General features: G+C 60.9%; 27 protein-coding genes. 6 read left to right on the top strand and 21 right to left on the bottom strand.

The window, feature by feature from the left end:
• The first annotated feature begins 17 nt into the window (after positions 1–17).
• Both rpoH and IC609_RS13455 read left to right on the top strand, forming a co-directional pair.
• Positions 18–950: an RNA polymerase sigma factor RpoH gene (rpoH, locus tag IC609_RS13460; protein ID WP_191820032.1), complete on the top strand. Its 933-nt coding sequence runs from the start codon at positions 18–20 to the stop codon at positions 948–950.
• A gap of 137 nt (positions 951–1087) precedes the next feature.
• Positions 1088–2068, top strand: coding sequence for a Bug family tripartite tricarboxylate transporter substrate binding protein (locus tag IC609_RS13455; RefSeq protein WP_191820031.1), 981 nt, complete (start codon positions 1088–1090; stop codon positions 2066–2068).
• Between the two features lie 30 nt (positions 2069–2098).
• Here IC609_RS13455 and IC609_RS13450 read toward each other — a convergent pair whose 3' ends face one another.
• From IC609_RS13450 to IC609_RS13430, 5 genes are read right to left on the bottom strand one after another with little or no spacing between them, the layout of a single operon-like run.
• Positions 2099–2692, bottom strand: a complete 594-nt coding sequence (locus IC609_RS13450; RefSeq protein WP_191820030.1) for an SCO family protein — start codon at positions 2690–2692, stop codon at positions 2099–2101.
• A gap of 7 nt (positions 2693–2699) precedes the next feature.
• Positions 2700–3596: a heme o synthase gene (gene cyoE, locus IC609_RS13445; RefSeq protein ID WP_191820029.1), complete on the bottom strand. Its 897-nt coding sequence runs from the start codon at positions 3594–3596 to the stop codon at positions 2700–2702.
• The gene (locus IC609_RS13440) at positions 3593–4726 is read right to left on the bottom strand and encodes a COX15/CtaA family protein (protein WP_191820028.1); all 1134 of its coding nucleotides are present in this window, start codon (positions 4724–4726) and stop codon (positions 3593–3595) included. The genes cyoE and IC609_RS13440 overlap by 4 nt, the downstream gene beginning before the upstream one ends.
• Positions 4727–4731: 5 nt before the next feature.
• Complete coding sequence (locus IC609_RS13435; protein ID WP_191820027.1) at positions 4732–5445, bottom strand: SCO family protein; 714 nt, start codon at positions 5443–5445, stop codon at positions 4732–4734.
• Positions 5396–6139 (bottom strand): SURF1 family protein, encoded by a 744-nt coding sequence (locus IC609_RS13430; RefSeq protein ID WP_191820026.1) that lies wholly within the window; start codon positions 6137–6139, stop codon positions 5396–5398. The genes IC609_RS13435 and IC609_RS13430 overlap by 50 nt, the downstream gene beginning before the upstream one ends.
• Before the next feature lie 15 nt (positions 6140–6154).
• On the opposite strand from IC609_RS13430, the gene IC609_RS13425 reads away from it, so the two are divergent.
• The gene (locus IC609_RS13425; protein WP_191820025.1) at positions 6155–6388 is read left to right on the top strand and encodes a twin transmembrane helix small protein; all 234 of its coding nucleotides are present in this window, start codon (positions 6155–6157) and stop codon (positions 6386–6388) included.
• 62 nt (positions 6389–6450) lie between these two features.
• Here the strand turns inward: IC609_RS13425 and IC609_RS13420 are convergent, their stop codons facing one another.
• The 7 genes from IC609_RS13420 to IC609_RS13395 all read right to left on the bottom strand — a co-directional run bounded on the left by IC609_RS13420 (position 6451) and on the right by IC609_RS13395 (position 12291).
• Positions 6451–7332: a cytochrome c oxidase subunit 3 gene (locus IC609_RS13420; RefSeq protein ID WP_191820024.1), complete on the bottom strand. Its 882-nt coding sequence runs from the start codon at positions 7330–7332 to the stop codon at positions 6451–6453.
• A 41-nt stretch (positions 7333–7373) separates the two neighbouring features.
• Positions 7374–7571: a DUF2970 domain-containing protein gene (locus IC609_RS13415; RefSeq protein WP_191820023.1), complete on the bottom strand. Its 198-nt coding sequence runs from the start codon at positions 7569–7571 to the stop codon at positions 7374–7376.
• Positions 7568–8176 (bottom strand): cytochrome c oxidase assembly protein, encoded by a 609-nt coding sequence (locus IC609_RS13410; protein WP_191820022.1) that lies wholly within the window; start codon positions 8174–8176, stop codon positions 7568–7570. Before IC609_RS13410 ends, IC609_RS13415 begins: the two co-directional genes overlap by 4 nt.
• Positions 8177–8187: 11 nt before the next feature.
• Positions 8188–8298, bottom strand: a complete 111-nt coding sequence (locus IC609_RS16125; RefSeq protein WP_225224192.1) for a cytochrome oxidase small assembly protein — start codon at positions 8296–8298, stop codon at positions 8188–8190.
• 14 nt (positions 8299–8312) lie between these two features.
• Positions 8313–9929, bottom strand: a complete 1617-nt coding sequence (gene ctaD, locus IC609_RS13405; RefSeq protein ID WP_191820021.1) for a cytochrome c oxidase subunit I — start codon at positions 9927–9929, stop codon at positions 8313–8315.
• 33 nt (positions 9930–9962) lie between these two features.
• Entirely contained in the window at positions 9963–11135 is a 1173-nt protein-coding gene (gene coxB / locus IC609_RS13400; RefSeq protein ID WP_191820020.1) for a cytochrome c oxidase subunit II, read from the bottom strand.
• Positions 11136–11373: 238 nt separating this feature from the next.
• On the bottom strand, positions 11374–12291 hold the full coding sequence (locus tag IC609_RS13395; protein WP_191820019.1) for a class I SAM-dependent methyltransferase: 918 nt from the start codon (positions 12289–12291) through the stop codon (positions 11374–11376).
• Between the two features lie 53 nt (positions 12292–12344).
• On the opposite strand from IC609_RS13395, the gene IC609_RS13390 reads away from it, so the two are divergent.
• On the top strand, positions 12345–13100 hold the full coding sequence (locus IC609_RS13390; RefSeq protein WP_191820018.1) for a phosphoribosyltransferase family protein: 756 nt from the start codon (positions 12345–12347) through the stop codon (positions 13098–13100).
• Between the two features lie 43 nt (positions 13101–13143).
• On the top strand, positions 13144–13626 hold the full coding sequence (gene trmL, locus IC609_RS13385) for a tRNA (uridine(34)/cytosine(34)/5-carboxymethylaminomethyluridine(34)-2'-O)-methyltransferase TrmL (RefSeq protein ID WP_191820017.1): 483 nt from the start codon (positions 13144–13146) through the stop codon (positions 13624–13626).
• An 11-nt stretch (positions 13627–13637) separates the two neighbouring features.
• On the opposite strand, the gene IC609_RS13380 is transcribed toward trmL, so the two are convergent.
• Both IC609_RS13380 and IC609_RS13375 read right to left on the bottom strand, forming a co-directional pair.
• The gene (locus IC609_RS13380) at positions 13638–14093 is read right to left on the bottom strand and encodes a MaoC family dehydratase (protein ID WP_191820016.1); all 456 of its coding nucleotides are present in this window, start codon (positions 14091–14093) and stop codon (positions 13638–13640) included.
• Positions 14094–14183: 90 nt separating this feature from the next.
• Positions 14184–14777: a hypothetical protein gene (locus tag IC609_RS13375; protein ID WP_191820015.1), complete on the bottom strand. Its 594-nt coding sequence runs from the start codon at positions 14775–14777 to the stop codon at positions 14184–14186.
• A gap of 86 nt (positions 14778–14863) precedes the next feature.
• Between IC609_RS13375 and IC609_RS13370 the strand changes: the two genes are divergently transcribed.
• Positions 14864–17449 (top strand): cation-translocating P-type ATPase, encoded by a 2586-nt coding sequence (locus IC609_RS13370; RefSeq protein ID WP_191820014.1) that lies wholly within the window; start codon positions 14864–14866, stop codon positions 17447–17449.
• Here IC609_RS13370 and phoR read toward each other — a convergent pair.
• The 7 genes from phoR to pstS all read right to left on the bottom strand — a co-directional run bounded on the left by phoR (position 17446) and on the right by pstS (position 23965).
• Complete coding sequence (gene phoR, locus IC609_RS13365; protein ID WP_191820013.1) at positions 17446–18771, bottom strand: phosphate regulon sensor histidine kinase PhoR; 1326 nt, start codon at positions 18769–18771, stop codon at positions 17446–17448. The two genes, IC609_RS13370 and phoR, sit on opposite strands and share 4 nt — an antisense overlap.
• A 4-nt stretch (positions 18772–18775) precedes the next feature.
• Entirely contained in the window at positions 18776–19471 is a 696-nt protein-coding gene (gene phoB, locus IC609_RS13360; RefSeq protein ID WP_191820012.1) for a phosphate regulon transcriptional regulator PhoB, read from the bottom strand.
• Positions 19468–20166 carry a phosphate signaling complex protein PhoU gene (phoU, locus tag IC609_RS13355; RefSeq protein WP_191820011.1) on the bottom strand — a complete coding sequence of 233 codons (699 nt, stop codon included), beginning with the start codon at positions 20164–20166 and terminating at the stop codon, positions 19468–19470. The genes phoB and phoU overlap by 4 nt, the downstream gene beginning before the upstream one ends.
• A 14-nt stretch (positions 20167–20180) precedes the next feature.
• Positions 20181–20963: a phosphate ABC transporter ATP-binding protein PstB gene (gene pstB, locus IC609_RS13350; RefSeq protein ID WP_191820010.1), complete on the bottom strand. Its 783-nt coding sequence runs from the start codon at positions 20961–20963 to the stop codon at positions 20181–20183.
• A 14-nt stretch (positions 20964–20977) separates the two neighbouring features.
• Positions 20978–21826 (bottom strand): phosphate ABC transporter permease PstA, encoded by an 849-nt coding sequence (gene pstA / locus IC609_RS13345; RefSeq protein WP_191820009.1) that lies wholly within the window; start codon positions 21824–21826, stop codon positions 20978–20980.
• Positions 21827–21848: 22 nt separating this feature from the next.
• Positions 21849–22817: a phosphate ABC transporter permease subunit PstC gene (pstC, locus tag IC609_RS13340; RefSeq protein ID WP_408611052.1), complete on the bottom strand. Its 969-nt coding sequence runs from the start codon at positions 22815–22817 to the stop codon at positions 21849–21851.
• A 131-nt stretch (positions 22818–22948) separates the two neighbouring features.
• Positions 22949–23965, bottom strand: a complete 1017-nt coding sequence (gene pstS, locus IC609_RS13335; protein WP_191820007.1) for a phosphate ABC transporter substrate-binding protein PstS — start codon at positions 23963–23965, stop codon at positions 22949–22951.
• Between the last annotated feature and the right edge of the window lie 25 nt (positions 23966–23990).

Raw genomic sequence — 23990 nt, 5'->3', positions numbered from 1 at the left:
CTGAAAGGAGTTCTGGAATGAACATTCAAACTGGATCCCCGGCCACTGCGGTGACGCTGAGCAACCCCTGGGCCGTGGTGCCCTCACTCGGTCACCTGGACGCTTACATCTCTGCGGTCAACCGCATGCCCATGCTCACCCTCGAGGAAGAGCAAGAGGCCGCCCGCCAGCTCAAGAACAACGACGATCTCGAAGCCGCCCGCAAGCTGGTGCTCTCGCACCTGCGTCTGGTGGTGTCCGTCTCGCGCCAGTACCTCGGCTATGGTCTGCCCCACGGTGACCTGATCCAGGAAGGCAACATCGGGCTGATGAAGGCCGTCAAACGCTTTGACCCCGAGCAAGGCGTGCGCCTGGTGAGCTATGCCCTGCACTGGATCAAGGCCGAAATCCACGAGTACATCCTGAAGAACTGGCGCATGGTCAAGGTGGCCACCACCAAGGCGCAACGCAAGCTTTTCTTCAACCTGCGCTCGATGAAACAAGCGTTCAAGGCGGACCTCGAAGAAGGCACGCACCGCGACACCCTGTCTGCGGCCGAAGTCGACAAGGTGGCCAGCCAGCTCCACGTCAAGCGTGAAGAAGTGCTGGAGATGGAAACCCGCATGTCTGGTGGCGATGTGCTGCTGGACCCCGCGCCCAGCGATGACGGCGAGCAGGCCTTTGGCCCCATCGCCTACCTGGCCGATGCCAACCACGAGCCCACCGCCATGATCGAGGCGCACCAGCGTGACCTGATGGCCAGCGATGGCCTGGTGAACGCGCTGGAGAGCCTGGACGAACGCAGCCGCCGCATCGTCGAAGAACGCTGGCTCAAGGTCAACGACAACGGCTCCGGTGGCATGACGCTGCACGAGCTGGCCGCCGAATACGGCGTGAGCGCCGAGCGCATCCGTCAGATCGAAGTGGCGGCCATGAAGAAAATGAAAAAAGCCCTGGTGGCGTACGCCTGAACACGGCTGCACCCCTGGCTTGGACATCGACCCGGTCTTGACCGGGTCTTTTTTTGCCTGGCCCGAAACAGGGAGGGTGCAGTGCCATGCACCGCCACTACTTTAAGATCGCATGCACATTGCCACCCGAGGTTTCCATGTTTTCTTTGCCCTTGCACTGCATCCTGACGGCCCTGGCCGGCTTGTTGTTGACCACCAGCAGCCCATGGGCCAATGCCAACGAATGGCCCACCCACACGCTGCGTCTGGTGGTGGGCTTTCCGGCGGGCTCCAGCCCCGACCTGACCGCCCGCGCTCTGGCCGAGCCTTTGGGCAGGGCCCTGGGGCAAACCGTGATTGTGGAGAACAAGGTGGGCGCAGGCGGCAACATCGCTGCCGATGCGGTGGCCAAGGCCACGGACGGCCACACCCTGGGGCTGATGATCAACGGCAACATGACGGTGGCCCGCATCCTCAACCCCAAATTGCCCTACGACCCCCTCAAGGACCTGGCCCCCGTGAGCCTGATCGGCACCGCGCCGCTGTTGCTGGCGGTGCCGCAATCGGCCCCAGGCCAAACCCCTGCGCAGTGGCTGGCCGAAGCCCGCCAGAGTGGGCAGCAGCTGAGCTACGGCTCCCCGGGGGTGGGCACAGTAGCCCACCTGGGCATGGAGCTGCTCAAGACCCGCACAGGGCTGAACCCGGTCCATGTGCCCTATCCGGGCAACCCACAAATCATCAACGCCATGATGGGGGGTCAGATCCAGCTGGCCCTGCTGCCCCCGGCCATGGCACTCACCCAAGTGCGTGCAGGCAAGCTCAAAGCCATCGGCATGACCAGCACAGGGCGCAGCACTCTGGCACCCGATGTGCCCAGCCTGTCGGAGTCAGGCGTCAAGAACTACCAGCTGGAAATCTGGAACGCGGTGGCCGCGCCTGCCGCGATGCCAGCTGCGCACATCCAGAAACTGTCGGCGGCCGTGAGCGACATCGTGCGCAGCCCGGACATGCGCCAGCGGCTCTTCACACAAGGCTGGCAAGTGGTGGGCTCCTCACCCGAAGGTCTGAAAAACCGGATTGAGGCCGACACCCAGAGTCTGGGTGACATCGTGCGCAAGCAGAACATCCAGATCAACTGACCCGAACCAGGCTGCCCGCTGTGCGTCGGCTCAGGCGCCCTTGAGCAGGATTTTCACGTCCTCTGCCAGCGCTGGCGCACCGCTGCCGTAGCGGTTGTACAGGCGCACACGCCCGTGCGTGTCGAAGGTGTAGCTGCCCGCCGAGTGGTCCATGGTGTAGCTGGTCGCGCTCTTGCCATCGACTTTTTTGTAATAAATCTTGAAGTCACGGGCCACTTGCGCCAGCTGCTCTGGCGTGGGGCGCAAGGCGATGAATGTGGGATCGAAATTGGCCATGTAGGCCTTGAGCAACTCGGCCGTGTCCCGCTCGGGGTCGATGGTGATGAACACCCCCTGCAATTTGTCGCCGTCAGGCCCCAGCAGCTGTTTGACCTGAGCCAGTTCCTGCATCGAGGTGGGGCACACATCCGGGCATTGGGTGTAGCCAAAAAACACGATCACGACCTTGCCCGCGAAATCCCCTAGCGTGCGCTCCTGGCCATGCTGATCGGTCAACTGCCAGCCCTTGGCGTAATCAGCTCCCGTGATGTCCACACTTTTGAAGGCGGGCTTGTCCTGACCGCAGGCCACGAGCATGGACAGCGCAGCCACCGCCACGGCAGCCAGAAATTGACGTTTGATCATGCCCACCTCAGAACAGGTAATGGTCCACCAGCAAAGCGGCAAACAGCACACTCAGGTGAATCAGTGAAAAACGGAACGTCTTGCGCGCCAGCTCATCCGAGTACTGGCGCCAAAGGGCCACGGCATAGCCGATGAAGCCGAGGTTGAGCACGACAGCAAAAAACAGATACAGCCAGCCACTCATCTGGGTCATGAAGGGCAACAAGCACGCCGCCAGCAGCACGATGGTGTAGAGCAGGATCTGCAAACGGGTGAAGGCGTTGCCGTGCGTGACCGGCAGCATGGGCAGACCCGATTTGCGGTAGTCCTCCACGCGGTAAAGGGCCAACGCCCAGAAGTGCGGCGGGGTCCACAAGAAAATGATGAGGAACAGAATCAGCGCCTGGTAGCCCACATCGCCGGTCATGGCGGCCCAGCCCAAAACGGGTGGCATGGCGCCACTGGCGCCGCCGATGACGATGTTCTGTGGCGTGAGCGGCTTGAGGATCACGGTGTAGATGATCGCGTAGCCCACAAAAGTGGCAAAGGTCAGCCACATGGTCAAGGGGTTGACCATCACGTACAACACGGCCGAGCCCACCAGGCACAAGGCAGCAGAAAACAGCAAGGCCTGGCGATCGCTCAGCTCACCCTTGGCAGTTGGACGCCAGGCGGTGCGCTTCATCTTGGCATCGATGGTTTTCTCCACCAGGCAGTTGAAAGCCGCCGCCGCCCCCGCCACCAGCCAGATGCCTGCGCAGGCCCACAAGCCCAGCAGCAGCTCGGCAGCGCTGGGCACCCCCGGCACCGCCAGCACCATGCCAATCAGGGCGCAAAAAACAATGAGTTGCACCACGCGGGGTTTGGTCAGCGCGTAATACTGGCGCCAGACGGACATCGCGGGAATCACAGCGGCAGAAGTCATGCGACAGGCCTTGAATCAATGAAAGTTGGTGAAGGCACAGCCGTTTTGCTGAGCGACAAAGCCCAGGTCAACGCCATGACCAAAGCAGCAGCGCCGCCCGTGTGGAGCACAGCCGCCACAAGGGGCCAGTCCAGCACCACGTTCGACAGGCCTGTGAAAAACTGGAGGGCCGACAAGGCCAGCAGCGCCCGAGCCGGACGCGCCAAGCCTGGCTGCTGCCGCAGCCGCCAGCCCACCAGCAGCAGCACACCGAGCACCAGCGCAGCCATGCAGCGGTGGATATGGTGGATGCTCGCCAGCGCCGCAAAGGGCAAAGGCTGGCCATCGGCGGCATGGCCCAGCTCACGCCAGAGGCTGAAGCCTTGCCAGTTCATCTCGGGCCACCACTGACCCTGACAGGTGGGAAAGTCGCTGCACGCCAACACCGCGTAATTGGTACTGACCCAGCCGCCCAGGGCGATTTGCAGCCACAACAGCACCAGTGCACCCGCCAGACCCCAGCGCAAGCCATGGGGAATGGACACACTCTGCCAGCCTTCGTAGCGCACCGCCTGCACCACCAGCAAGGCCAGCAGCCCCAAGGCCAGCAACAGGTGCAGCGTCACGATGGCCGGAAACAGCTTCATGGTCACCGTGAGCGCGCCAAACGCGCCCTGCAAACACACCCACAGCAGGGTGAGCAGTGGCCACATCGGGTGCACAGCCAGGCGGCGGTCATGCCGCCACTGCCGCCAGGTGAGCGCGAACAAAGTGATGATCAGGACACCGACCCCGGTGGCCATATAGCGGTGCACCATCTCGACCCAAGCCTTGCCATGAGTCACAGGACCTGTGGGCATGGCGGTCTGGGCCTGCGTGATTTCATGGTGCGCCCCCAGCGGGGTGGCGCTGCCGTAACAACCCGGCCAATCCGGGCACCCCAGGCCCGAATCCGTGAGGCGGGTGAACGCCCCCACGAGCACCAGCTCGAAGGTGAGCATCAGCGTGAGCACCGTCAAGGCCTTGAGCCGCTGTGCGGGCGCGGCCGTGCCGTGCCTGCGCCAGAACCACAGCAAGGGCAGTCCTGCCACCAGCAGGCCGACGCCCATGAGTTGCAAAGCCGGGCTGAGGTTGTACAAATCCACCTGCATGGTGTTCAGCGCCCCGCCTGGTCCCAGGACGATGATGCCCGCATCAGTCGCTCCAGATCGCGCTTGGCCTTGGAGGCCGCCGTCACGTCCATGTGGGCCGGGAAACGCATCATCCAGTTGCCCATGGGGTCGACCACGTACAAGTGGTCTTCCAGCTTCTGGCCTTCAGCAGGTTTCAACCAGGCCTGCAATGCCGCGGCATCGATGCGCAAAGCCTGGGCTTGATGCAGGGCGGGCAGCAGATCAGGCGCCACAGGCGCTTCATCGTTGATCAGCCACAGCCTGTCGAGGCGGTCTTTGTCCTTGCCCAACACCTCTCGAAGTTGGCGCTGAAAATACAAATTCTGCTGACAGGCCTGCGCGCATGCGCCTGCACCCACGGACACCAGCAACCACTGGCCCTTCAGTTCGGTCAGTGGGAAGGTGCGGCCTTGCGTGTCCCGGACCATGACTTGCGGCATGTCTTGGGGTGGCGTGACCAATTCACCGTAGTTGCGCCGCCCCTCGGGTCGAACCACATAGTAGGTGAAATACGAGGCGATGACGGGCGTTGCACAAACCAACATCACCAACAGCATCTTCCAACGCCCGGCCATGGTACGCCGCTCATCGGCCTGCGCGACTTCAACGGGCGCAGGCATGTCGTGCACGGTCATGGCCAGGGGCGCATCAACGGTGTTGTGTTTTTCTGCGGGATAAGACAATTTGGAACCAGACATAAAGAAGCGCGATCAAGGCACTGAGCCCGAACCACTGGAAAGCATAGCCGTGGTGCTTCTCAACACCACTGGCCACTGGGGGCCATTCACGCAGCAGGCCTTCAGAAGCCGGCCCCGATTGCATCACGCTCAACTCCAGCAAGGGCAAACCGGTTTGCTGACGGTATGCAGCAAAGTCGAGATTTTGCCGTATCGGCCCCTCCTCCACCGCGCCAAAGTCGTACACCCGTGAAGGCCATGGGGCCAAATGCCCTTGCAGCGTCACTTCACCTGAGGGCGTTTGCACCTCTGGCAAGGCCGTGCGGTCGGTGAAAGAGCGCGGCACCCAGCCGCGCTGCACCACCACCACTTGCCCACTGCCCGCCACCTGCAGCGGTGTCACCACATAAAAACCCGGGCGGGACTGCATCTGGCGGTTTTCAAGATACACCGTGTGCTGAGCCAGCCAGTGGCCTTTCAGGTGTACCGCGCGGTGCAACAAACCTTCCCGGTTGGCCGCGCTGTCACCGGGCTGGCCGAGGCTCGCCCCCTCCACAGGGGCCAGCGCTGCCTTGTCGGCCAGCGCCTGCGTCAAGGCCTGTTTTTGGGCCGCCCGACGCAACTGCCACTGCCCCAGCGATGCGGTGACCGATACGCCCAGCAATGCCGCGACCAGGATCAGGACGCGTCGCCAGCGAAGTGGTTTGGCGTTCATTGGATAATGCCTGTCATGAAAATCCTTGTTGCCATTGCATTCATCGCCATTTTGGGCAGTCTGGCCACTGCGCTTGTGTACATGATGCGGGGCGGTACCCCTCAGGCAGACGGCAGTCCACGCCCCAAGGGCAACATGGCCAAAGCGCTGGCCTTCCGGGTGGGATTTTCGATCCTCTTGTTCATCTGCGTGCTGATCGCCTGGAAAATGGGCTGGATTCAGCCTTCGGGCATCCCGGCTGGTGCCTGAAACCGCGCAAGCCCACACAAAAAAAGCGCCTTGACGGCGCTTTTTTGTGAAGCAACGCGGTCTTACAGCCAGTACACCAGGATGTACAGACCCAGCCAGACCACGTCCACAAAGTGCCAGTACCAGGCCGCGCCTTCGAAGCCGAAGTGACGCTCTGTGGTGAAGTGGCCTTTTTGCAGGCGCAAGGTGATGAACAGCAGCATCAGCATGCCCACAAACACGTGGAAGCCGTGAAAGCCCGTCAGCATGTAAAAGGTCGAACCGTAAACGCCAGAAGACAGCTTCAGGTTCATTTCGCTCCAGGCGTGGGCGTATTCGTATCCCTGCACGAACAGGAAGACAACACCCAGCAAGACGGTCAACCACATGAAACGGATGGTCTTGGCGCGGTCACCGTGCTGCAAAGCGTGGTGGGCAATGGTCAAGGTCACGCCCGAAGTCAGCAGCAAGCCGGTGTTGATCGTGGGCAACCAGAAAGGCGTCATGGTCTGGAAGGGCTCGATGATGCCGGCCGGAGAGGCCGTTGCACCAGCCGCCAGCGAAGGCCACACGGCTTTGAAGTCAGGCCAGATCAAGGCGTTGTCGAGGCTGCCCAATGCAGGCACCGAGTGCATGCGCGCCCACCAGAGGGCCGAGAAAAACGCCCCGAAGAACATCACTTCCGAAAAGATGAACCAGGTCATGCTCCAGCGGTAGGACAGGTCGATCTTGTGACCGTACATACCGCCTTCGCTCTCAGCGATAGCATCTTTGAACCATTGGTACAAAACCACCAGCCACCAGGCCAGGCCGAAGAACAAAGAGTACTTGCCCCAGTCTGAGCCATTGATCCACTGACCTGCGCCAAGAATCACAAAGAACAGGCCAGCGGCCGCCATCACAGGGTGACGTGACTCGTGTGGAACATAGTAATAAGGCGTTGTGCCGTGTGCGGTCGAACTCATGGGGACTCCTGCTCTCTTTTCTTGGAAACTCAATTTGGGGGTTAAAGACCGGTGGGCTGAACCACCACCCAATTCACCAGGGCGATCAGCCCCAGCACAAACAACAGTGCAATCAAAATGCCCACCACAATGATGTGGAAGGGGTTGAGGCTTTCGGTGTCTTTTTGGTATTCAGCACTTTTGCGAATACCCAAAAATGACCACAAAACCGCCTGGAACGTGCGCAACACCGAACTCATGAGCCTGCTCCATTCGCTGGCGCGAGCTGTGCAACCGGGGCTGCTGGGGTCTTGCCGCCCACCTCAAAGAAGGTGTAGGACAGCGTGATCGTCGTCACGTCTTTGGACAATTTGGGGTCAATGACAAACGAAACAGGCCACTGCTTTTTCTCACCCGCCTCAAGCGTGTACTGGTTGAAGCAGAAACACTCGAGCTTGTTGAAGTGGCTGGCGGCCTGGTGCGGTGCATAACTGGGAATGGCCTGAGCCGCCATGCGGCGGTTCTGGACATTCTGGAACTCGTACATCACGGTGGCCAACTCGCCAGGATGCACCTGGATCGAGCTTTTCTGGGGTTTGAAGTCCCAGGGACCACGGGCGTTGGCGTCAAACTCCACGGTGATGGTGCGCGTGGTGTCGACCTGGCTGTTGGCAGGCAGCTTCGCCGCTGCACCCACATTGCCATTACCGGGCACCATGCGCTCGGAGACCGACAGGATGTTGATCCCGGTGATCTCACAGATGTGCTTGTAGATGGGAATGAGCGCATACCCGAAGCAGAACATGCCCGCAGTGACCACTGCGAGCTTGCTCACCATCTTCAGGTTTTCAGAGCGCAAGTTCATTCCGCTTGGCCTCAATGACTCAGGATCACCATCTTGGCCATGAAACCGATGAAGAAAACCAGCGCCACCGAGGCCAGGATCAGGCCCAGGCGAACGTTGTTCTTCTTTTGTTCGGGTGTCATGCTCATGTCTGAAATCAGCCGATCACGCGGGTGGCGGATTCGTCGAGCTTGGGCGGATTCTCAAAGGTGTGGAAAGGCGCTGGCGAAGGCACTTCCCACTCCAGACCTTCGGCTGCTTCCCAGGGTTTCTGGGACGCTTTGGCACCCTGACCACGCATGGCAGGCACCACGATGAACAGGAAGAAATAAACCTGTGCAAAACCGAAGAAGAAGGCACCCACCGAAGCCACCATGTTGAAGTCGGTGAACTGCATGGGGTAGTCGGCATAGCGGCGTGGCATGCCGGCCAAGCCCAAGAAGTGCATCGGGAAGAAAGTCACGTTGAACGAAATCAGCGACCACCAGAAATGCAGCTTGCCACGGGTTTCGCTGTACATCACGCCAGTCCACTTGGGTGCCCAGTAGTAGAAACCGGCAAACAAGGCAAACAGGGAACCCGCCACCAGCACGTAGTGGAAGTGCGCCACCACGTAGTAGGTGTCTTGCATCTGAATGTCGATGGGGGCCATCGACAGGATCAAACCGGTGAAACCACCCATGGTGAACACGAAGATGAAGCCCACGGCAAACATCATTGGTGTCTCAAAGGTCATGGAGCCGCGCCACATGGTCGCGATCCAGTTGAAGATCTTCACAGCGGTCGGCACGGCAATCAGCATCGTGGCGTACATGAAGAACAACTGACCTGTCACAGGCATGCCGGTCGTGAACATGTGGTGCGCCCACACGATGAACGACAGGATCGCGATCGAGGAAGTGGCATAGACCATGGAGGCGTAGCCAAACAGTTTTTTGCGTGCAAAAGCAGGCACGATCTGGCTGATGATGCCGAAAGCCGGCAAGATCATGATGTACACCTCGGGGTGACCGAAGAACCAGAAAATGTGCTGGTACATGACGGGGTCACCACCACCAGCGGGGTTGAAGAAGCTGGTGCCAAAGTGGCGGTCGGTCAGCGTCATGGTGATCGCGCCAGCCAGCACAGGCATCACAGCGATCAGCAGGTAAGCGGTGATCAGCCAGGTCCAGGCGAACATGGGCATCTTCATCAGCGTCATGCCAGGGGCGCGCATGTTGAGGATGGTCACGATGATGTTGATTGAACCCATGATGGACGAAGCACCCAGGATGTGCATGGCAAAAATACCAGCGTCCATGGAAGGGCCCATTTGCAGGGTCAAAGGTGCATACAGTGTCCAGCCGGCAGCAGGTGCGCCACCGGGCATGAAGAACGAACCGGCCAGCATGATGGCCGCAGGAATCATCAGCCAGAAGCTGAAGTTGTTCATGCGGGCAAAGGCCATGTCAGAAGCGCCAATTTGCAAAGGCAGCATCCAGTTCGCAAAGCCCACGAAGGCCGGCATGATCGCTCCGAACACCATAATCAGACCGTGCATGGTCGTGAACTGGTTGAACAACTCGGGGTTGACGATTTGCAGACCCGGCTGGAACAGCTCGGCGCGGATCAGCAGGGCCAAAACGCCACCGATCATGAGCATGGCAAAGCTGAACAGCAGGTACAGGGTACCAATGTCTTTGTGGTTGGTCGCAAAGACCCAACGACGCCAGCCCGCAGGTGCGTGACCGTGGTCGTCGTGAGCGTGATCGTGATGATCTAGAACGGCACTCATCTTGATTTCCTCTTTACTTGATACGGTTCAGGCTTACTTGCGAGCAGCCAGCACTTCGGCCGGTTGCACGATCTGCCCGGTCTTGTTGGACCAGTTGTTCTTGGTGTAGGTGATCACAGCAGCGATCTCGGTGTCGGAGAGCTGCTTCCACGAAGGCATGGCGCCATTGTTCTGGCCATTGAGCAGCACGGCGACCTGTTTCATCTTGTCGGCATCCAGCACGACGGCAGAACCGTCAACCGGCTTGATCGGGCCAGCGCCCTTGCCGTTGGCCTGGTGGCAGGCAGCGCAGTTGGCGGCGTAAACCTTCTCGCCACGCTTGGCCAGATCGTCCAAGGTCCAGACTTTGGAAGGATCATCGGCTTTGGCGGCCTGCTTTTTCTTCTCGCCTTCCACCCACTTGGAGTAGTCCTCTGCGGACAACACCTTCACGTGGATGGGCATGTAAGCGTGCTCTTTACCGCACAGCTCTGCACATTGGCCATAGAAGTCACCGGTCTTTTCGGCGCGGAACCAGGTGTCACGCACAAAACCGGGGATCGCATCTTGCTTGATGCCGAAAGCAGGCACCATGAAGGCGTGGATCACGTCGTTGGCCGTGGTGATCACACGCACTTTTTTGCCCACAGGAACCACCAGAGGGTTGTCCACCTTGAGCAGGTAGTTGTCGCCCTCGGGCTTGCCCGCATTGGACATCGCACGCTGGGTCGAATCCAGGGTGGAGATGTAGCTCAGGCCTTCACCTTCGCCCTTGAGGTAGTCGTAACCCCATTTCCACTGGTAGCCGGTGGCTTTGACGGTCAGGTCCGCGTTGGTGGTGTCTTTCTGGGCGACCAGCACTTTCGTGGCAGGCAAAGCCATCAGGATCACGATCAGGAAGGGTGCAGCGGTCCACAAGATTTCGACCGTGACCGATTCGCTGAAGGTGGCAGGCTTGTGACCCACCGATTTACGGTGCTTCCAGATGGAATAGAACATCACCGAGAACACCGCGATGAAGATCACCGTGCAGATGATCAGCATCATCCAGTGCAACCAGTGCTGTTGCTCGGCGATTTTGGTCACCGGAGGTGCAAAGTTCAGCTGGTTGACTGCAGGGCCACCCGGCAGGTCATTGACGGCGTGGGCGGCTGTTGCCAGCATCACGCCCGTGAAGATGCCCACACGGGACAGCAGCGAAGCCAGTTTTCTGGAAATGTTCTTCATGGTTCTCACAAACTTCCAAGTCTCGGTTAGATCCCACACCTTTGGCCCGAACCGTTGCCAGTCTGGACCAGGCCCGCACAAAAACGCAGGGCCTTTCTTCGTGATTCGCCCCTGCCAGACCACAAAAATCTGCAGATAGACCGCTTGGGCTTTGTGCAAGCCCAAGAAGCGCCAGACGCACTGGACGGACGAAATAGCCGCGAATTTTACCCGACTTGAAGAAGGTTTTTGATCTTTCTCAAAGCTGACGAAATCCAGCCTTGCGGGCTTGGAGCATCTGGCGCATGTCCTGCAGGCCAATTTGGCTCTCCGACTGGACTTTGTGGCGCGGCACGGGCTTGAGCGCATGACCGTAGACGACCTCGAAAGTCAGGCAAAAGCGACCTTGCTCATCAGGACGGGCCAAGGCCTGCAAAGCCTGCAGCAATTGAGCCCGCCAGCGGCGCCCGCGCAAACCTGAAAACCTTTGCCCATGCAGGTTGCGACCCAATTCACGCAATTCGGCCAGAAGACGCTCCGGGGTTTCGTAGCTCAGGGTGATCCGCTCCATGTCCATGACGGGCTCAGCGAACCCAGCATGAACCAGCATGTCGCCCCAATCGTGCATGTCGGTGAATTCATGGGCAGGCTCTGGCCAACCCTTTTGGGCATAAATCTGGCGCAATTCGCGCAAAGTGTCTGGCCCCAGGCAGGAAAACATCAAAAAACCGTCCACTGCCAATGCCCGATGCCAGTCCGCGATCAGGGCCTGCGGATCGGCCGCGTGGTGCAGCAGCATGTTGGCCCACAGCATCTGCACCGCCCCCGCAGGCGGTGTGCTCAGCGCGGTGGCAGGCCCGGTCCAGCGCGACAACTGCCACCAGCGCCCACGACTGGCCTCCAGTGCCGCCCGGGCCTGGCTGGGCTGCCCGGCCACCAGCCAGACGGGGGCCTTGGGATAGCGTTGTAGCAGTTGACGGTGTGCCTCGATGCCGCCACGCAAAGGCTCCCAATGCGCCCATTGCTGGGGCTGCAACCGGATGAAATCCAGACGCTCGAGCATGCGGGAGGCGATTTCCTCGTGCAGCCAGGGCGACAAGCCCTGTCGCACGGGCAAAGCGGCCCAACGCGCAGCGGCGGCAGGATCAAGTGTGGGGGGACGTTCAGAGGAGGGCATGGGTTTGGCATCAGGCCTTGCGGGCCGCAACAGGCTGGCAGTATATTGATTTCATGGTTTTCCAATGGTTCAGAGGGCTGACTTCATCCCGCCCAGCAGGCAGCCTCGGGGGCTGGCTGCCCAGCCGCTGCGCCATTTGCCGAGGCTGGCCCTGCGCGCCTGTGTGCGATCACTGCATCGCTCATTACGCCCAGCCCACCAGCCGCTGCCAGCGCTGCGCCTTGCCCTTGCCAGGGGGCCGCATCTGCGGGGACTGTCTGAACAACCCGCCACCCCTGGATGTGTGCCTGAGTGCCACCGCTTACGCCTGGCCCTGGATCGATCTGGTGGCCAAACTCAAATTCCAGGCCCAACCCGGCTGGGCCCGCCCCCTGGCCACGCTGATGCTCAGCAGCCACGGCGTCGAAGACATGCTGGAGGCGGCCGACTGGGTGCTGCCCATACCGCTCTCGCGCGAGAGGCTGGCCGAGCGTGGCTACAACCAGTCCTGGCTGCTGGCACAGCACCTGTGCCCAGACAAAGCACAGCCAGATTTCTTGCTGCGGACACGCGACACACCTTCGCAGCGCACCCTGCCGCGCAGCGAACGCCTGGCCAACCTCGAAGGTGCATTTGCACTTGACCCTCTGCAAGCGCCTGCACTTCGGGACAAACGCGTGGTGTTGGTCGACGATGTCATGACCAGCGGCGCATCGCTGCACACCGCCGCCCGGGTGCTGCGCCAGGCCGGAGTCCAGCACATCAGCGCCGTGGTGCTGGCCCGTACCGAGGCGGCCACCGAGGCCGATCTGGACACCCTGCCCTTTTGACGACCTGACAGCCTGGCACCCGTTGCACGGCACAATACCGACCATGTTTCACATCGTCCTGGTCGAACCCGAAATCCCGCCCAACACGGGCAACGTCATCCGACTGGCGGCCAACACGGGCTGCACGCTGCACCTGATCGAGCCACTGGGTTTTTCGATGGACGACAAGCACATGCGCCGCGCCGGGCTCGACTACCACGAGTACGCGCAGCTGCGCCGCCATGCCAACTGGGACACATTTTTGGCAACAGAACGCCCCCCGGCCGAGCGCATGTTTGCACTCACCACACGCGGCAGTCGGCCCGTTCACAGCACCTCTTTTCAACCCGGAGACTGGCTGGTGTTTGGCGCCGAAACGCGTGGCCTCGCACCCGAGTTGCGCGAGCGCTTTCCCTCAGCTCAGCGCATCCGGCTGCCCATGCGCGCGGGCCAGCGCAGCCTGAACCTGTCCAACGCCGTGGCCGTGACTGTGTTTGAAGCCTGGCGGCAAAACGGTTTTGACGGTGCCAGCGCCCCGCCCCCCTGATCCGACAGCGATCAGACGTACATCCTGGCCAGCGACTCGGCCACGCAAACGGGCTTGTCCCCGCCTTCGCGCTCGATCGTCACATCCCACTGGATCTGCAGGCCATTGCCGTCGATGGGGGTGGCCGATTGCAGCTTCAGCTGCGCACGCAAACGGCTGCCCACAGGCACCGGCGCCATGAAGCGCACTTTGTTCAAACCGTAATTGACGCCCATGCGCACGCCCTTGACCTGCACGGTGTTGTCAAAGAACTGCGGCAGCAAGGACAAGGTCAAAAAGCCATGCGCAATCGGTGCGCCAAACGGACCGTTCTTGGCCCGCTCGACATCCACATGGATCCATTGGTGGTCCCCAGTGGCGTCCGCAAAGCGGTTGACCTGATCCTGGGTGATCAGGACCCAATCGCTGGTGGCGACGTGTTGGCCCACGCAAGCGGCCAGATCGGCCAGTGTTTCAAAGGTTTTCATGACCTCCACTGTAGGCAGCTCGGCAAGCAAAACATGTCCATGCCGCGACACTTTGAGGGCTAACCCCAAGTCTGCACGGCACCAAAAGCCTCACCGGACGGACATGCGGGCCAAGTCCGCACGCAAACGGGCCAGTTCGGCACGGTAATGCTCGGCGTCGCCGTAATCGGCAAAGCCGTGGTAATGCGGGTGGGCCTGCAAGACCTTGCGCGCGTGCTTGATCGGGCACCAGTACTGCTCCGTCAGCCCCACCACCTCGCGTGCATAAGCCATCAAACCATTGCCATACGAGCAATAGGCGCAGTTGATCTTTTCGAGCAGGTTCAGATACGCCAGGTGCGTGCGGTCAAACACAAAGAAGTCACTGCGTTGGACGCGCGGGATCCGGTACAGCGGAAAACACACCCACTGGTAGAGCGTGACAAACACATCGAGCAAGACCAGCGGCACGATCACCGGGTAAATGAACGGCACACTCAGCACGCTGCGCCATTCGGCACTGAGCAGATAACGCAGCAAGCCCATCTTGAAGCGCTTTTGTTGCGCGAGCACTTCCGACTCAAAGCGCACTTTGCGCGACTCGAAATCGGCCTGCCACTGCTGACGACGCGCCTGCGCTTCACGCTCGATGCGCGCTTCCAGCTCGCGGATGCGCTCAAGAAATTCAAGGATGTCCGAATTCATTTTTCATGCCCTGGGTGACCTTGCATGGGCCCAATGTACCCCCCTTGCAGTATGGACGGCAGCCCCATGAACCGGTATCAATGGGCATGCACACCGCCCAAGCCAAGCCGCCACAAGGCCTGACGCCCCAGCAAGCCGAGAGACAAATGCGCATCGACGGGCCCAACGAATTGCCTGCAGGTGTTCAACGCGGGCTGCTGTGGCGTGCCGCCGATCTGCTGCGCGAGCCCATGTTTGCCTTGCTGGTGCTGGCAGCGGTGCTCTACATCGTGCTGGGCGATCTGCTGGAAGGCCTCACGCTCACCGTGTTTGTGGTCGCCGTGCTGGCACTGACCTTTTACCAGGAGGGCCGATCCGAACGCGCCTTGGCAGCACTGCAGGCGTTGAGCCAACCCTTGGCCCATGTCATCCGTGCAGGCCAGCCCATGCAAATCCCCGCGCGCGAATTGGTGCAAGGCGACCTGATGCTGCTGTCCGAGGGCGACCGCGTCAGCGCCGATGGTGAGCTGCTGAGCGCCGACCATCTTCAAATCAACGAATCCCTGCTCACCGGTGAATCCCTGCCGGTCGACAAGCAAACGGGAGACGAGGCCCACGTGACCCGGCAGCCTGTGCAGTCCTCGTCAGCACACAAAGCCTGCGAACAGGTTTTTTCGGGCACCTTTGTGGTCCGTGGCCAGGGCCTGGCAAGGGTCATCGCCACGGGGCCGCGCAGCCAGATCGGACGCATCGGCGCTTCGCTTCTCCCCCTGCAAGCCAGCCCGACACCCTTGCAGGCGCAAACCGCCAAACTGGTGAAGGTGATCGCCGCCATCGCTGTGCTCCTGTGCTTGGGGCTGGTGCTGGTGCTGGGCTGGCGCGACGGCCAATGGATGCCAGCGCTGCTCTCGGGCATGGCGCTGGCCATGGCCATCGTGCCGGAAGAGTATTCGGTGGTGCTCACCGTGTTTCCGGCACTGGGCGCCCGACGCCTGGCCCGTGAAGGCGTGCTCACCCGGCGCATCACGGCCATCGAAACCCTGGGCGCCGTCAATGTGCTGTGCACCGACAAAACCGGCACCCTGACCCACAACCGCATGACCGTGACCGCACTGGCCGCAGGCCCATCCAATGCCAGCGAGGCCGCACAGTGGTCCGCGACCGAGCAGCCCTGGCTGACCGAAACGTTTCACCCCTTGCTGGAACACGCGATCCTGGCCAGCGCACCTTTGCCTTTTGACCCCATGGAAACCGCATTTCATGCCCTGGGGCAATCGCAACTGGCACATACCGAGCACCTGCACCGCCACTGGACACTGGTGAAAACCTATGCCCTGAGCCCCGCACTCAAGGCCATGTCACACGTCTGGCAAACAGACGACGGCCCAGACCGCGTGGTCTCGGTCAAAGGTGCACCAGAGGCCGTGATGGATCTGTGCCACCTCACAGTGCCGCAGCGGGCGCATTGGTCCAGCGAGGTCGAGCGCATGGCCGCTCAGGGGCTGCGCGTGCTGGCCGTGGCGAAAAGCCGCTTCAGCGGCGACAACTGGCCTGACAGCGCGCACGGCTTCGACTTCCAATGGCTGGGTCTGCTCGGGCTGACCGATCCCTTGCGTGCCGAGATCCCGCAGGCCGTGGCCGATTGCCACAGCGCCGGCATCCGCGTGATCTTGATCACCGGGGACTACCCGGCCACGGCGCGCGTGATCGCGCAACAAGCAGGCCTGGCGCCCGGCGACACCCTGACGGGGGACGAACTCGACAGGCTCAGTGATCAGGCGCTGAGCCAAACCATGCAGACCGTCAGCGTTTGCGCGCGCATCACACCACAGCAGAAGCTGCGCATCGTCCAGGCACTGCAGGCCCAGGGGCACGTGGTGGCCATGACGGGTGACGGCGTGAACGACGCACCTGCCCTGCGTGCTGCGCACGTGGGCATTGCCATGGGTGAGCGCGGCACCGACGTGGCCCGCGAAGCCGCCGCCATCGTGCTGATGGACGACAACTTCGCCTCCATCGTTCAGGGCATCCGCATGGGTCGACGCATCTACAGCAACCTGCAAAAGTCCATGCGCTACATCTTTGCGATCCACATCCCCATTGCAGGCATGGCCATGCTGCCCCTGCTGCTGGGCTCGCCCGCTTTGCTGCTGCCCGTGCACCTGGCCTTGCTGGAGCTGGTGATCGATCCGGCCTGCGCCATCGCTTTTGAGAACGAGCCCCCCGACCACGATGTCATGCAACGCCCTCCCCGCGATGTGCTGGCCCCCTTGTTTGGCCAGGCAGACATGCTGCTGGCCCTGGCTCAAGGCTTGTGCATTTTGACGGTTTTGGGCCTGGGTTATTTCTGGGCGCATGACGGGGCCCATGAACGCATGGACGAAGCCAGCACCCGTGCCTTGCTGTTCGCCACCCTGGTGGTGGCCAACGCAGGCCTGATCCTGAGCACACGCGTCCGTGCAAAAAACACACGCGGTGAGCCACTTCAGCACAACAGGGCCTTGCCCTGGATCCTGGGCCTGGACCTGGGGGTGCTGATCGTTGTGCTGCAGGTGCCCTGGGCCATGGAGGCATTGCATTTTGCAACCCTCAGCCCGGCGGCATGGGCAATGGTGATGGCTCTGGGAACACTCAGCTGGCTGACGACCACCGCCCTGCAAGGGCTGCGGCGCGCACACCCGGCGACTGCTTAGGCCGCGGGCAACAAACGGCTGACCGGGAAGCTCAGCATGAAGGTCGAGCCACGACCGGGCTCGCTCTCAATGCGCAATTGCCCACCATGCCGCTGCACCACATGCTTGGTGATGGCCAGACCCAAACCTGTCCCGCCCGTCTCGCGGGAGCGGCTGCGGTCCACACGGTAAAAGCGCTCTGACAAACGCGGCAAGTGTTCGGCTGCAATGCCCGGGCCCGTGTCCTGCACCGAAAAAACCACATGCTCATCGTCCGGCTGCGACCAGGCCATGCGGATCGTGCCGCCCGCCGGGGTGTAGCGCACCGCGTTGTTGACCAGGTTGGACATGGCGCTGAGCAACTCGTGGCGCGAACCCGCCAGGCACCATTCGGGCACAGGCGCCATCACCAGGGTGTGTACCGGTCCTGACGATTCGCTGCCCTGCAAGGCAGACAAAGCCAGGGCATCGTCGTGCACCTGCTGCGTCAAGGGGGCCAAGGCCACCGGCTCGCCCTTGCCCGGCGGCGGACTGCCCTCGAGCTGCGACAGGATCAGCAAATCGCTCACCAGCGTTTGCATGCGGCTGGCTTGCACCGCCATCAGGGCCAGGTAGTGTTGCTGCTCATCGTGACCCAAAGGCAAGTTCTGGAGGGTTTCCACAAAACCGCTGAGCACGGTCAGCGGCGTGCGGATCTCGTGCGATACATTGGCCACAAAATCGCGTCGCATGACTTCGGCCTGGAGCACCGAGGTGATGTCACGGGTGAGCAAAAGCTGCTGCCCGTCGCCATACGGGTGCAGCTGGACCGACAACTTGATGCTCTGGGTCAAACTCGGCGATCGCCCCTCAATGACCACCTCACCCTGATGCTGGTCTTGCGCAAAATAACGCGAGAACACCGGGTCGCGCACCATGTGCACCACATGCTGCAACTGGTCTCTTTGCGGATCGATCCCCAAATGCTGTGCGGCGGTGTCGTTGCACCACTCGATGCGGCCTTGACTGTCGAGCAAAGTCACACCATTGGGCGAGGCCTGGATAGCCTGCAGGAAAAACTGCAGTCTGTCCATGTGCAACTGCACCTGCTTGTCGCGCTGCTGCAGCAGCCGACGCATGCGGTCGCTCAGGTCGCGCCACAGGCCTTTCAGGGCTGGCGCATCTTCCACTTTGCCAGCACGCAACCAGCCCTCCAGACGGCGTGCCCGCCACAACTGCTGTGCGATCCAGAGCCAGCTGATCAGCGCCACAGCGGCGCAAGCGCCTGTCGCGCCGCCGTGCCACCAGGCAGTGACTGCAGCGACCAGGCTCAGGAAAATGAGCGAAAGCAGGTGCGTGGCCATGCAATCAGGCGGCCGGTGATGCGGTCAGGCGGTAACCTGCACCACGCACGGTTTCAACCATTCGGCCCGCATCTCCGAGCGATTCGCGCAGACGCTTGACATGCACATCCACCGTCCGCTCTTCGATGTAAACATGGTCACCCCACACCTTGTCGAGCAGCATGCCTCGGCTGTGCACCCGCTCGGGGTGACGCATCAGGTATTGCAGCAGCTTGAACTCGGTCGGCCCGACCTTGAGCGGCTGCCCGGACCAACTCACGCGGTGGGTGTCGGCATCCAGACTCAAGTCCCCAATGGTGACCACCCCGCCCGCTTGCTCTGGCGCGCGGCGGCGCAGCACCGCACGGATGCGCGCGAGCAACTCGCGTGGCGAAAAGGGTTTGACGATGTAGTCGTCCGCGCCCGCATCCAGGCCCGCCACGCGATCGGGCTCGTCACCACGTGCCGTGATCATCAGGATGGGCACGGCCTTGCTGCGCGACGATGCACGCCAGCGCTTGGCCAGGCTCAGGCCGCTCTCACCGGGCAGCATCCAGTCCAGCAAGATGACGTCGGGCAAAACCTCATCGAGCTCGCGCTGCGCCGATTCAGCGTCCATCGCGCACACGGGCTGAAAGCCGTTGTGGCGCAAGTTCACCGCGATCAGCTCGGCAATCGCCGGCTCGTCTTCGACGATCAGGATACGGGGCAGGGTTCTCATTTCACGGCAGATTCAATGTCGGCCAGGGCGGTGTGGCGCACATCGGCCCCTTTGACCACGTAAATCACGAATTCGGCGATGTTCTTGGCATGGTCCCCAATGCGCTCGATGGCTTTGGCCACGAACAACAGGTCCAGGCTGGCCGAGATCGTGCGAGGGTCTTCCATCATGTAGGTCACCAGCTTGCGCATGAACCCATTGAACTCGGCATCGATCAGGTCGTCCTCTTTGAGAATTTCAAGGGCGGTGTTCACGTCCAGACGGGCAAATGCATCAAGCGACTTGCGCAGCAAGGTCGACGCCAGATCGGAAGCCACACGCAACTCTGTGGATGGCAAATTGCGAGGATTGCCCTGCTCCAGAATTTGCTTGACCATGCGGGCAATGCGGTCGGCCTCGTCACCCACACGCTCCAGATTGCCTGTGATCTTGGAAATGGCCATCAACAAACGCAGGTCACGCGCCGTCGGCTGGCGACGGGCGATGATCGAAGCCAGCTCGGCGTCGATCTCCACCTCCAGCGTGTTGACCTGGCGCTCGGTCTCGATCACCTGAGCCGCCACTTCGGCACTGAACTGGGCGAGGGCATACACGGCATGGCGCGTTTGCGATTCAACCAGACCACCCAACTCCAGCACACGAGACGACACCCCTGTCAGGTCGGCATCGAATTGGCTTGAAATGTGTTTTTCCATGGTGCTTCTCCGGATCAGCCAAAACGGCCTGTGATGTAGTCTTCGGTTTCCTGGCGAGTGGGCTTCATGAAAATCTGATCGGTTTTGCCAAACTCGATCAACTCCCCCAGGTACATGTAGGCGGTGTAGTCGGACACGCGCGCCGCCTGCTGCATGTTGTGCGTGACGATGGCCACGGTGTAATCGTTCTTCAACTCATGAACCAGCTCTTCGACCTTGGCGGTCGAGATCGGATCCAGCGCAGAAGTAGGCTCGTCGAGCAGGATCACCGAGGGCTTGACCGCCACTGTGCGTGCAATGCACAGGCGTTGCTGCTGACCACCAGAAAGCGACAGACCGCTTTGACCCAATTTGTCCTTGACCTCGTTCCAGATCGCGGCTTTGGTCAGAGCCCATTCCACCCGCTCGTCCATTTCGGAGCGGCTGAGGTTTTCATACAGCTTGACCCCGAATGCGATGTTGTCGTAAATCGACATCGGGAACGGTGTGGGCTTCTGGAACACCATGCCCACACGGGCACGCAGCAGGTTCAAGTCCTGCTTGGGATCCAGAATGTTCTGGCCATGCAGGTTGATTTGCCCCTCGGCTCGCTGACCCGGGTAGAGGCTGTACATGCGGTTGAGCGTGCGCAGCAAGGTGGACTTGCCACAGCCCGATGGACCGATGAAGGCGGTGACCTGGCCCTCGGCGATGTCGAGATTGATGTTCTTCAGACCCTTGAAAGTGCCGTAGTAAAAGTCGAGGTTGCGAATCTCGATGGCATTGCGCACCGGAGTGTTGGAAGCAGGCATGTTCATTCCATTCTTCGAAATCAGTGTTGGGCTTTGTCGCGGAAAAACACGCGGGCCACAATGTTCAAAATCAGCACCGTGAGGGTGATCAGCAACGCGCCGCCCCATGCCAATCGCACCCAGTTCTCATACGGGCTCATCGCAAACTGAAAGATCACCACCGGCAAATTGGCCATGGGCGCATTCATGTTGGTCGAGAAAAACTGGTTGTTCAGGGCCGTGAACAGCAAGGGGGCGGTCTCACCACTGATGCGGGCCAAGGCCAGCAACAAACCGGTCATCACCCCCGATTTCGCAGCCCGAAGGGTGACGAAAGTCGCCACCTTCCAGCGTGGCGCGCCCAGGGCAAATGCCGCTTCGCGCAAGCTGCCCGGCACCAGACGCAGCATGTTCTCGGTGGTACGAACCACCACCGGAATGGCAATCAAGGACAAGGCGACCGTGCCCGCCCAGCCCGAGAAATGCTTGACCTGCGCCACCAGCACCGCATACACAAACAAACCCAGCACGATGGACGGCGCAGACAGCATGATGTCCGTCACAAAGCGCGTCAGGCTGGCCGTCTTGCTCTGGTCACCGTACTCGGCCAGGTACACCCCGGCCAGGATGCCGATGGGCGTGCTCACCAGTGCGGTGACGCCCACCATCAGCAAACTGCCCACAATGGCGTTCGCCAAGCCACCACCTTCGGAGCCGGGTGCGGGGGTGGACTGGGTGAACATGGCCCAGTCAAGCGCTGCAATCCCGTTGGAAAACAGCACATACAGGATCCAGAGCAACACAAACAGGCCCAGACCCATGGCCGACATCGACAGTGTCAGACCGATTCTGTTGGCCAACTGGCGGCGTTTGTAAATCGACAAATTCATGGTGTGGTTCCGGTGCGGGGCATCAAGTCTTGGTGCCTTTGGCTTTTTCTGCCCGGATCAGCATGATCTTGGCGACAGACAAAACCACGAAAGTGATCACGAACAGCAAAAAGCCCAGCGCAAACAGCGTGGACAAATGCAAATCATCGGCTTCGCCAAATTCATTGGCCAAGGTGGATGCGATGGTGGTGCCGGGGGCGAACAAGGACGCGCTCAAGCGCTGCGAGTTGCCGATCACGAAAGTCACGGCCATGGTCTCGCCCAGGGCGCGCCCCAAGCCCAGCATGACACCACCGATCACGCCTTTTTGGGTATAAGGCAACACAATGTGGCGCACCACTTCCCAGGTGGTGCAGCCCAGCCCATAGGCCGACTCCCGCAGGATGGGCGGCACGATTTCAAACACATCGCGCATCACCGAAGCGATGAAGGGCACGATCATGAACGCCAGCACGATGCCAGCGGCCAGAATGCCCACACCATTCATGGCGCCCCCAAAAAGGCTGCCCACCAAGGGCATCTTGCCAAGGGTCGATTGCAGGGCAGGTTGGCCATAGTCTGCGAACAGGGGGGCAAAAACAAACAAGCCAAACATGCCATAGATGATCGATGGCACGGCCGCCAGCAACTCGATGGCCGTACCCAAGGGCCGACGCAAGTAGACCGGGCAGGTTTCGGTCAGGAACAAGGCGATGCCAAACGACAGCGGCACAGCAATCAAAAGCGCGATCACGGCACTGACCAGGGTACCGAAAACCGCAATGGCCGCGCCAAACTCTTCATTGACGATGTCCCACTCGACACGCCAAACAAACTGCACGCCAAACTTGGACAAGGAAGGCCAGGCATTGATCAGCAGGGAAATGATGATGCCCATCAGGGCAAACAAGACCAACAGGGAAAATCCCAGCGTGAGCTTGTGGAAGATGAAGTCTTCAATGCCTTGCCGCCGGGCAACGGACACCATATTGGCCTCGGACTGCTTGTCCATCTTGTCCACCGAGTCCATCGAAGTTCCTTGTGACAACTGCATTGCAAATACCACTGCTTTAGAAAAAGCGCTCGCCCTGGTCGGCGAGCGCTTGGCAGGCCTGAAGGCTCAGACCTGCGACATGGGTTTCATCACTTGATTTCAGACCAGACCTTGGCACGGATCTGACTGGTCAGCGCGTCAGGCAAAGGCACATAGTCCAGATCGGCGGCCATTTTCTTGCCATTCTTGAATGCCCAATCAAAGAACTTGAGCACTTCGTCCGATGCAGCCTTGTCGCCAGGCTTTTTGTACATCAGGATGAACGACGCGGTGCTGATGGGCCAGCTGTCGTTGCCTTTGGCATTGACCATGGACACGCCCATGCCCGGCACACTGAACCAGTCAGCCCCGGCCGCTGCAGCAGCAAAAGTCAGATCGTCAGGAGCCACATATTTGCCTGCCGCATTTTGCAACAACAGGAAGTTCATGTTGTTTTTCTTGACGTAGGCGTATTCCACATAACCCACGGCACCTTTGACGCGGTTCACGTTGGCAGCAACGCCTTCGTTGCCCTTGCCACCGACAGAAGACTCGGCAGGCCACTTGACAGCAGCACCCTTGCCCACTTTGTCTGCCCAATCCTTGCTCACCGCACTCAGGTAGTCGGTGAAGTTGAACGTGGTGCCGGAACCGTCGGCACGGTGCACCACGGTGATGGACTGGTCGGGCAATTTCTTGCCGGGGTTCAAAGCCGCCAGCTTGGCATCGCTCCACTTGGTGATGGTGCCCATGTAAATCTCGGCCAGCACGGGGCCTGTGATGCGCAGCTCACCGGGCTTGAAACCTTCGAGGTTCACCACGGGCACGGTGCCCCCCACGATGGCGGGGAACTGCACCATGCCATCCTTGTCCAGATCCGCGCCGGGCAACGGTGCGTCTGTAGCGCCAAAAGTCACGGTCTTGGCACGGATTTGCTTGATGCCACCGGAAGAGCCAATGGACTGGTAGTTCAGGCCCACGCCGGTGGCGGCCTTGTAGGCTTCGGCCCATTTGGCGTACATCGGGTAAGGGAAGGTGGCGCCAGCACCGGTGATGTCGGCTGCCGTGGAGGCCAATGCCGCGACTGCCAGACCGGCAGCCACCAGGATCGATTTCATTTTCAACATGCAAACTCCGATTGAGGATAGTTGA

This window comes from Limnohabitans radicicola, assembly GCF_014837235.1.
In the GTDB taxonomy this organism is placed as follows: domain Bacteria; phylum Pseudomonadota; class Gammaproteobacteria; order Burkholderiales; family Burkholderiaceae_C; genus Limnohabitans_A; species Limnohabitans_A radicicola.
The sequence above is the reverse complement of the archived record's forward strand: the minus strand, read 5'-3'. Positions and strand labels throughout refer to the sequence as shown.

Bases quoted from the DNA above. Each gene is read 5' to 3' on its own strand.
- rpoH (WP_191820032.1), top strand. From the start codon at position 18: ATGAACATTCAAACTGGATCCCCGGCCACTGCGGTGACGCTGAGCAAC.
- IC609_RS13455 (WP_191820031.1), top strand. From the start codon at position 1,088: ATGTTTTCTTTGCCCTTGCACTGCATCCTGACGGCCCTGGCCGGCTTG.
- IC609_RS13450 (WP_191820030.1), bottom strand. From the start codon at position 2,692: ATGATCAAACGTCAATTTCTGGCTGCCGTGGCGGTGGCTGCGCTGTCC.
- cyoE (WP_191820029.1), bottom strand. From the start codon at position 3,596: ATGACTTCTGCCGCTGTGATTCCCGCGATGTCCGTCTGGCGCCAGTAT.
- IC609_RS13440 (WP_191820028.1), bottom strand. From the start codon at position 4,726: ATGCAGGTGGATTTGTACAACCTCAGCCCGGCTTTGCAACTCATGGGC.
- IC609_RS13435 (WP_191820027.1), bottom strand. From the start codon at position 5,445: ATGTCTGGTTCCAAATTGTCTTATCCCGCAGAAAAACACAACACCGTT.
- IC609_RS13430 (WP_191820026.1), bottom strand. From the start codon at position 6,139: ATGAACGCCAAACCACTTCGCTGGCGACGCGTCCTGATCCTGGTCGCG.
- IC609_RS13425 (WP_191820025.1), top strand. From the start codon at position 6,155: ATGAAAATCCTTGTTGCCATTGCATTCATCGCCATTTTGGGCAGTCTG.
- IC609_RS13420 (WP_191820024.1), bottom strand. From the start codon at position 7,332: ATGAGTTCGACCGCACACGGCACAACGCCTTATTACTATGTTCCACAC.
- IC609_RS13415 (WP_191820023.1), bottom strand. From the start codon at position 7,571: ATGAGTTCGGTGTTGCGCACGTTCCAGGCGGTTTTGTGGTCATTTTTG.
- IC609_RS13410 (WP_191820022.1), bottom strand. From the start codon at position 8,176: ATGAACTTGCGCTCTGAAAACCTGAAGATGGTGAGCAAGCTCGCAGTG.
- IC609_RS16125 (WP_225224192.1), bottom strand. From the start codon at position 8,298: ATGACACCCGAACAAAAGAAGAACAACGTTCGCCTGGGCCTGATCCTG.
- ctaD (WP_191820021.1), bottom strand. From the start codon at position 9,929: ATGAGTGCCGTTCTAGATCATCACGATCACGCTCACGACGACCACGGT.
- coxB (WP_191820020.1), bottom strand. From the start codon at position 11,135: ATGAAGAACATTTCCAGAAAACTGGCTTCGCTGCTGTCCCGTGTGGGC.
- IC609_RS13395 (WP_191820019.1), bottom strand. From the start codon at position 12,291: ATGCCCTCCTCTGAACGTCCCCCCACACTTGATCCTGCCGCCGCTGCG.
- IC609_RS13390 (WP_191820018.1), top strand. From the start codon at position 12,345: ATGGTTTTCCAATGGTTCAGAGGGCTGACTTCATCCCGCCCAGCAGGC.
- trmL (WP_191820017.1), top strand. From the start codon at position 13,144: ATGTTTCACATCGTCCTGGTCGAACCCGAAATCCCGCCCAACACGGGC.
- IC609_RS13380 (WP_191820016.1), bottom strand. From the start codon at position 14,093: ATGAAAACCTTTGAAACACTGGCCGATCTGGCCGCTTGCGTGGGCCAA.
- IC609_RS13375 (WP_191820015.1), bottom strand. From the start codon at position 14,777: ATGAATTCGGACATCCTTGAATTTCTTGAGCGCATCCGCGAGCTGGAA.
- IC609_RS13370 (WP_191820014.1), top strand. From the start codon at position 14,864: ATGCACACCGCCCAAGCCAAGCCGCCACAAGGCCTGACGCCCCAGCAA.
- phoR (WP_191820013.1), bottom strand. From the start codon at position 18,771: ATGGCCACGCACCTGCTTTCGCTCATTTTCCTGAGCCTGGTCGCTGCA.
- phoB (WP_191820012.1), bottom strand. From the start codon at position 19,471: ATGAGAACCCTGCCCCGTATCCTGATCGTCGAAGACGAGCCGGCGATT.
- phoU (WP_191820011.1), bottom strand. From the start codon at position 20,166: ATGGAAAAACACATTTCAAGCCAATTCGATGCCGACCTGACAGGGGTG.
- pstB (WP_191820010.1), bottom strand. From the start codon at position 20,963: ATGAACATGCCTGCTTCCAACACTCCGGTGCGCAATGCCATCGAGATT.
- pstA (WP_191820009.1), bottom strand. From the start codon at position 21,826: ATGAATTTGTCGATTTACAAACGCCGCCAGTTGGCCAACAGAATCGGT.
- pstC (WP_408611052.1), bottom strand. From the start codon at position 22,817: ATGGACAAGCAGTCCGAGGCCAATATGGTGTCCGTTGCCCGGCGGCAA.
- pstS (WP_191820007.1), bottom strand. From the start codon at position 23,965: ATGTTGAAAATGAAATCGATCCTGGTGGCTGCCGGTCTGGCAGTCGCG.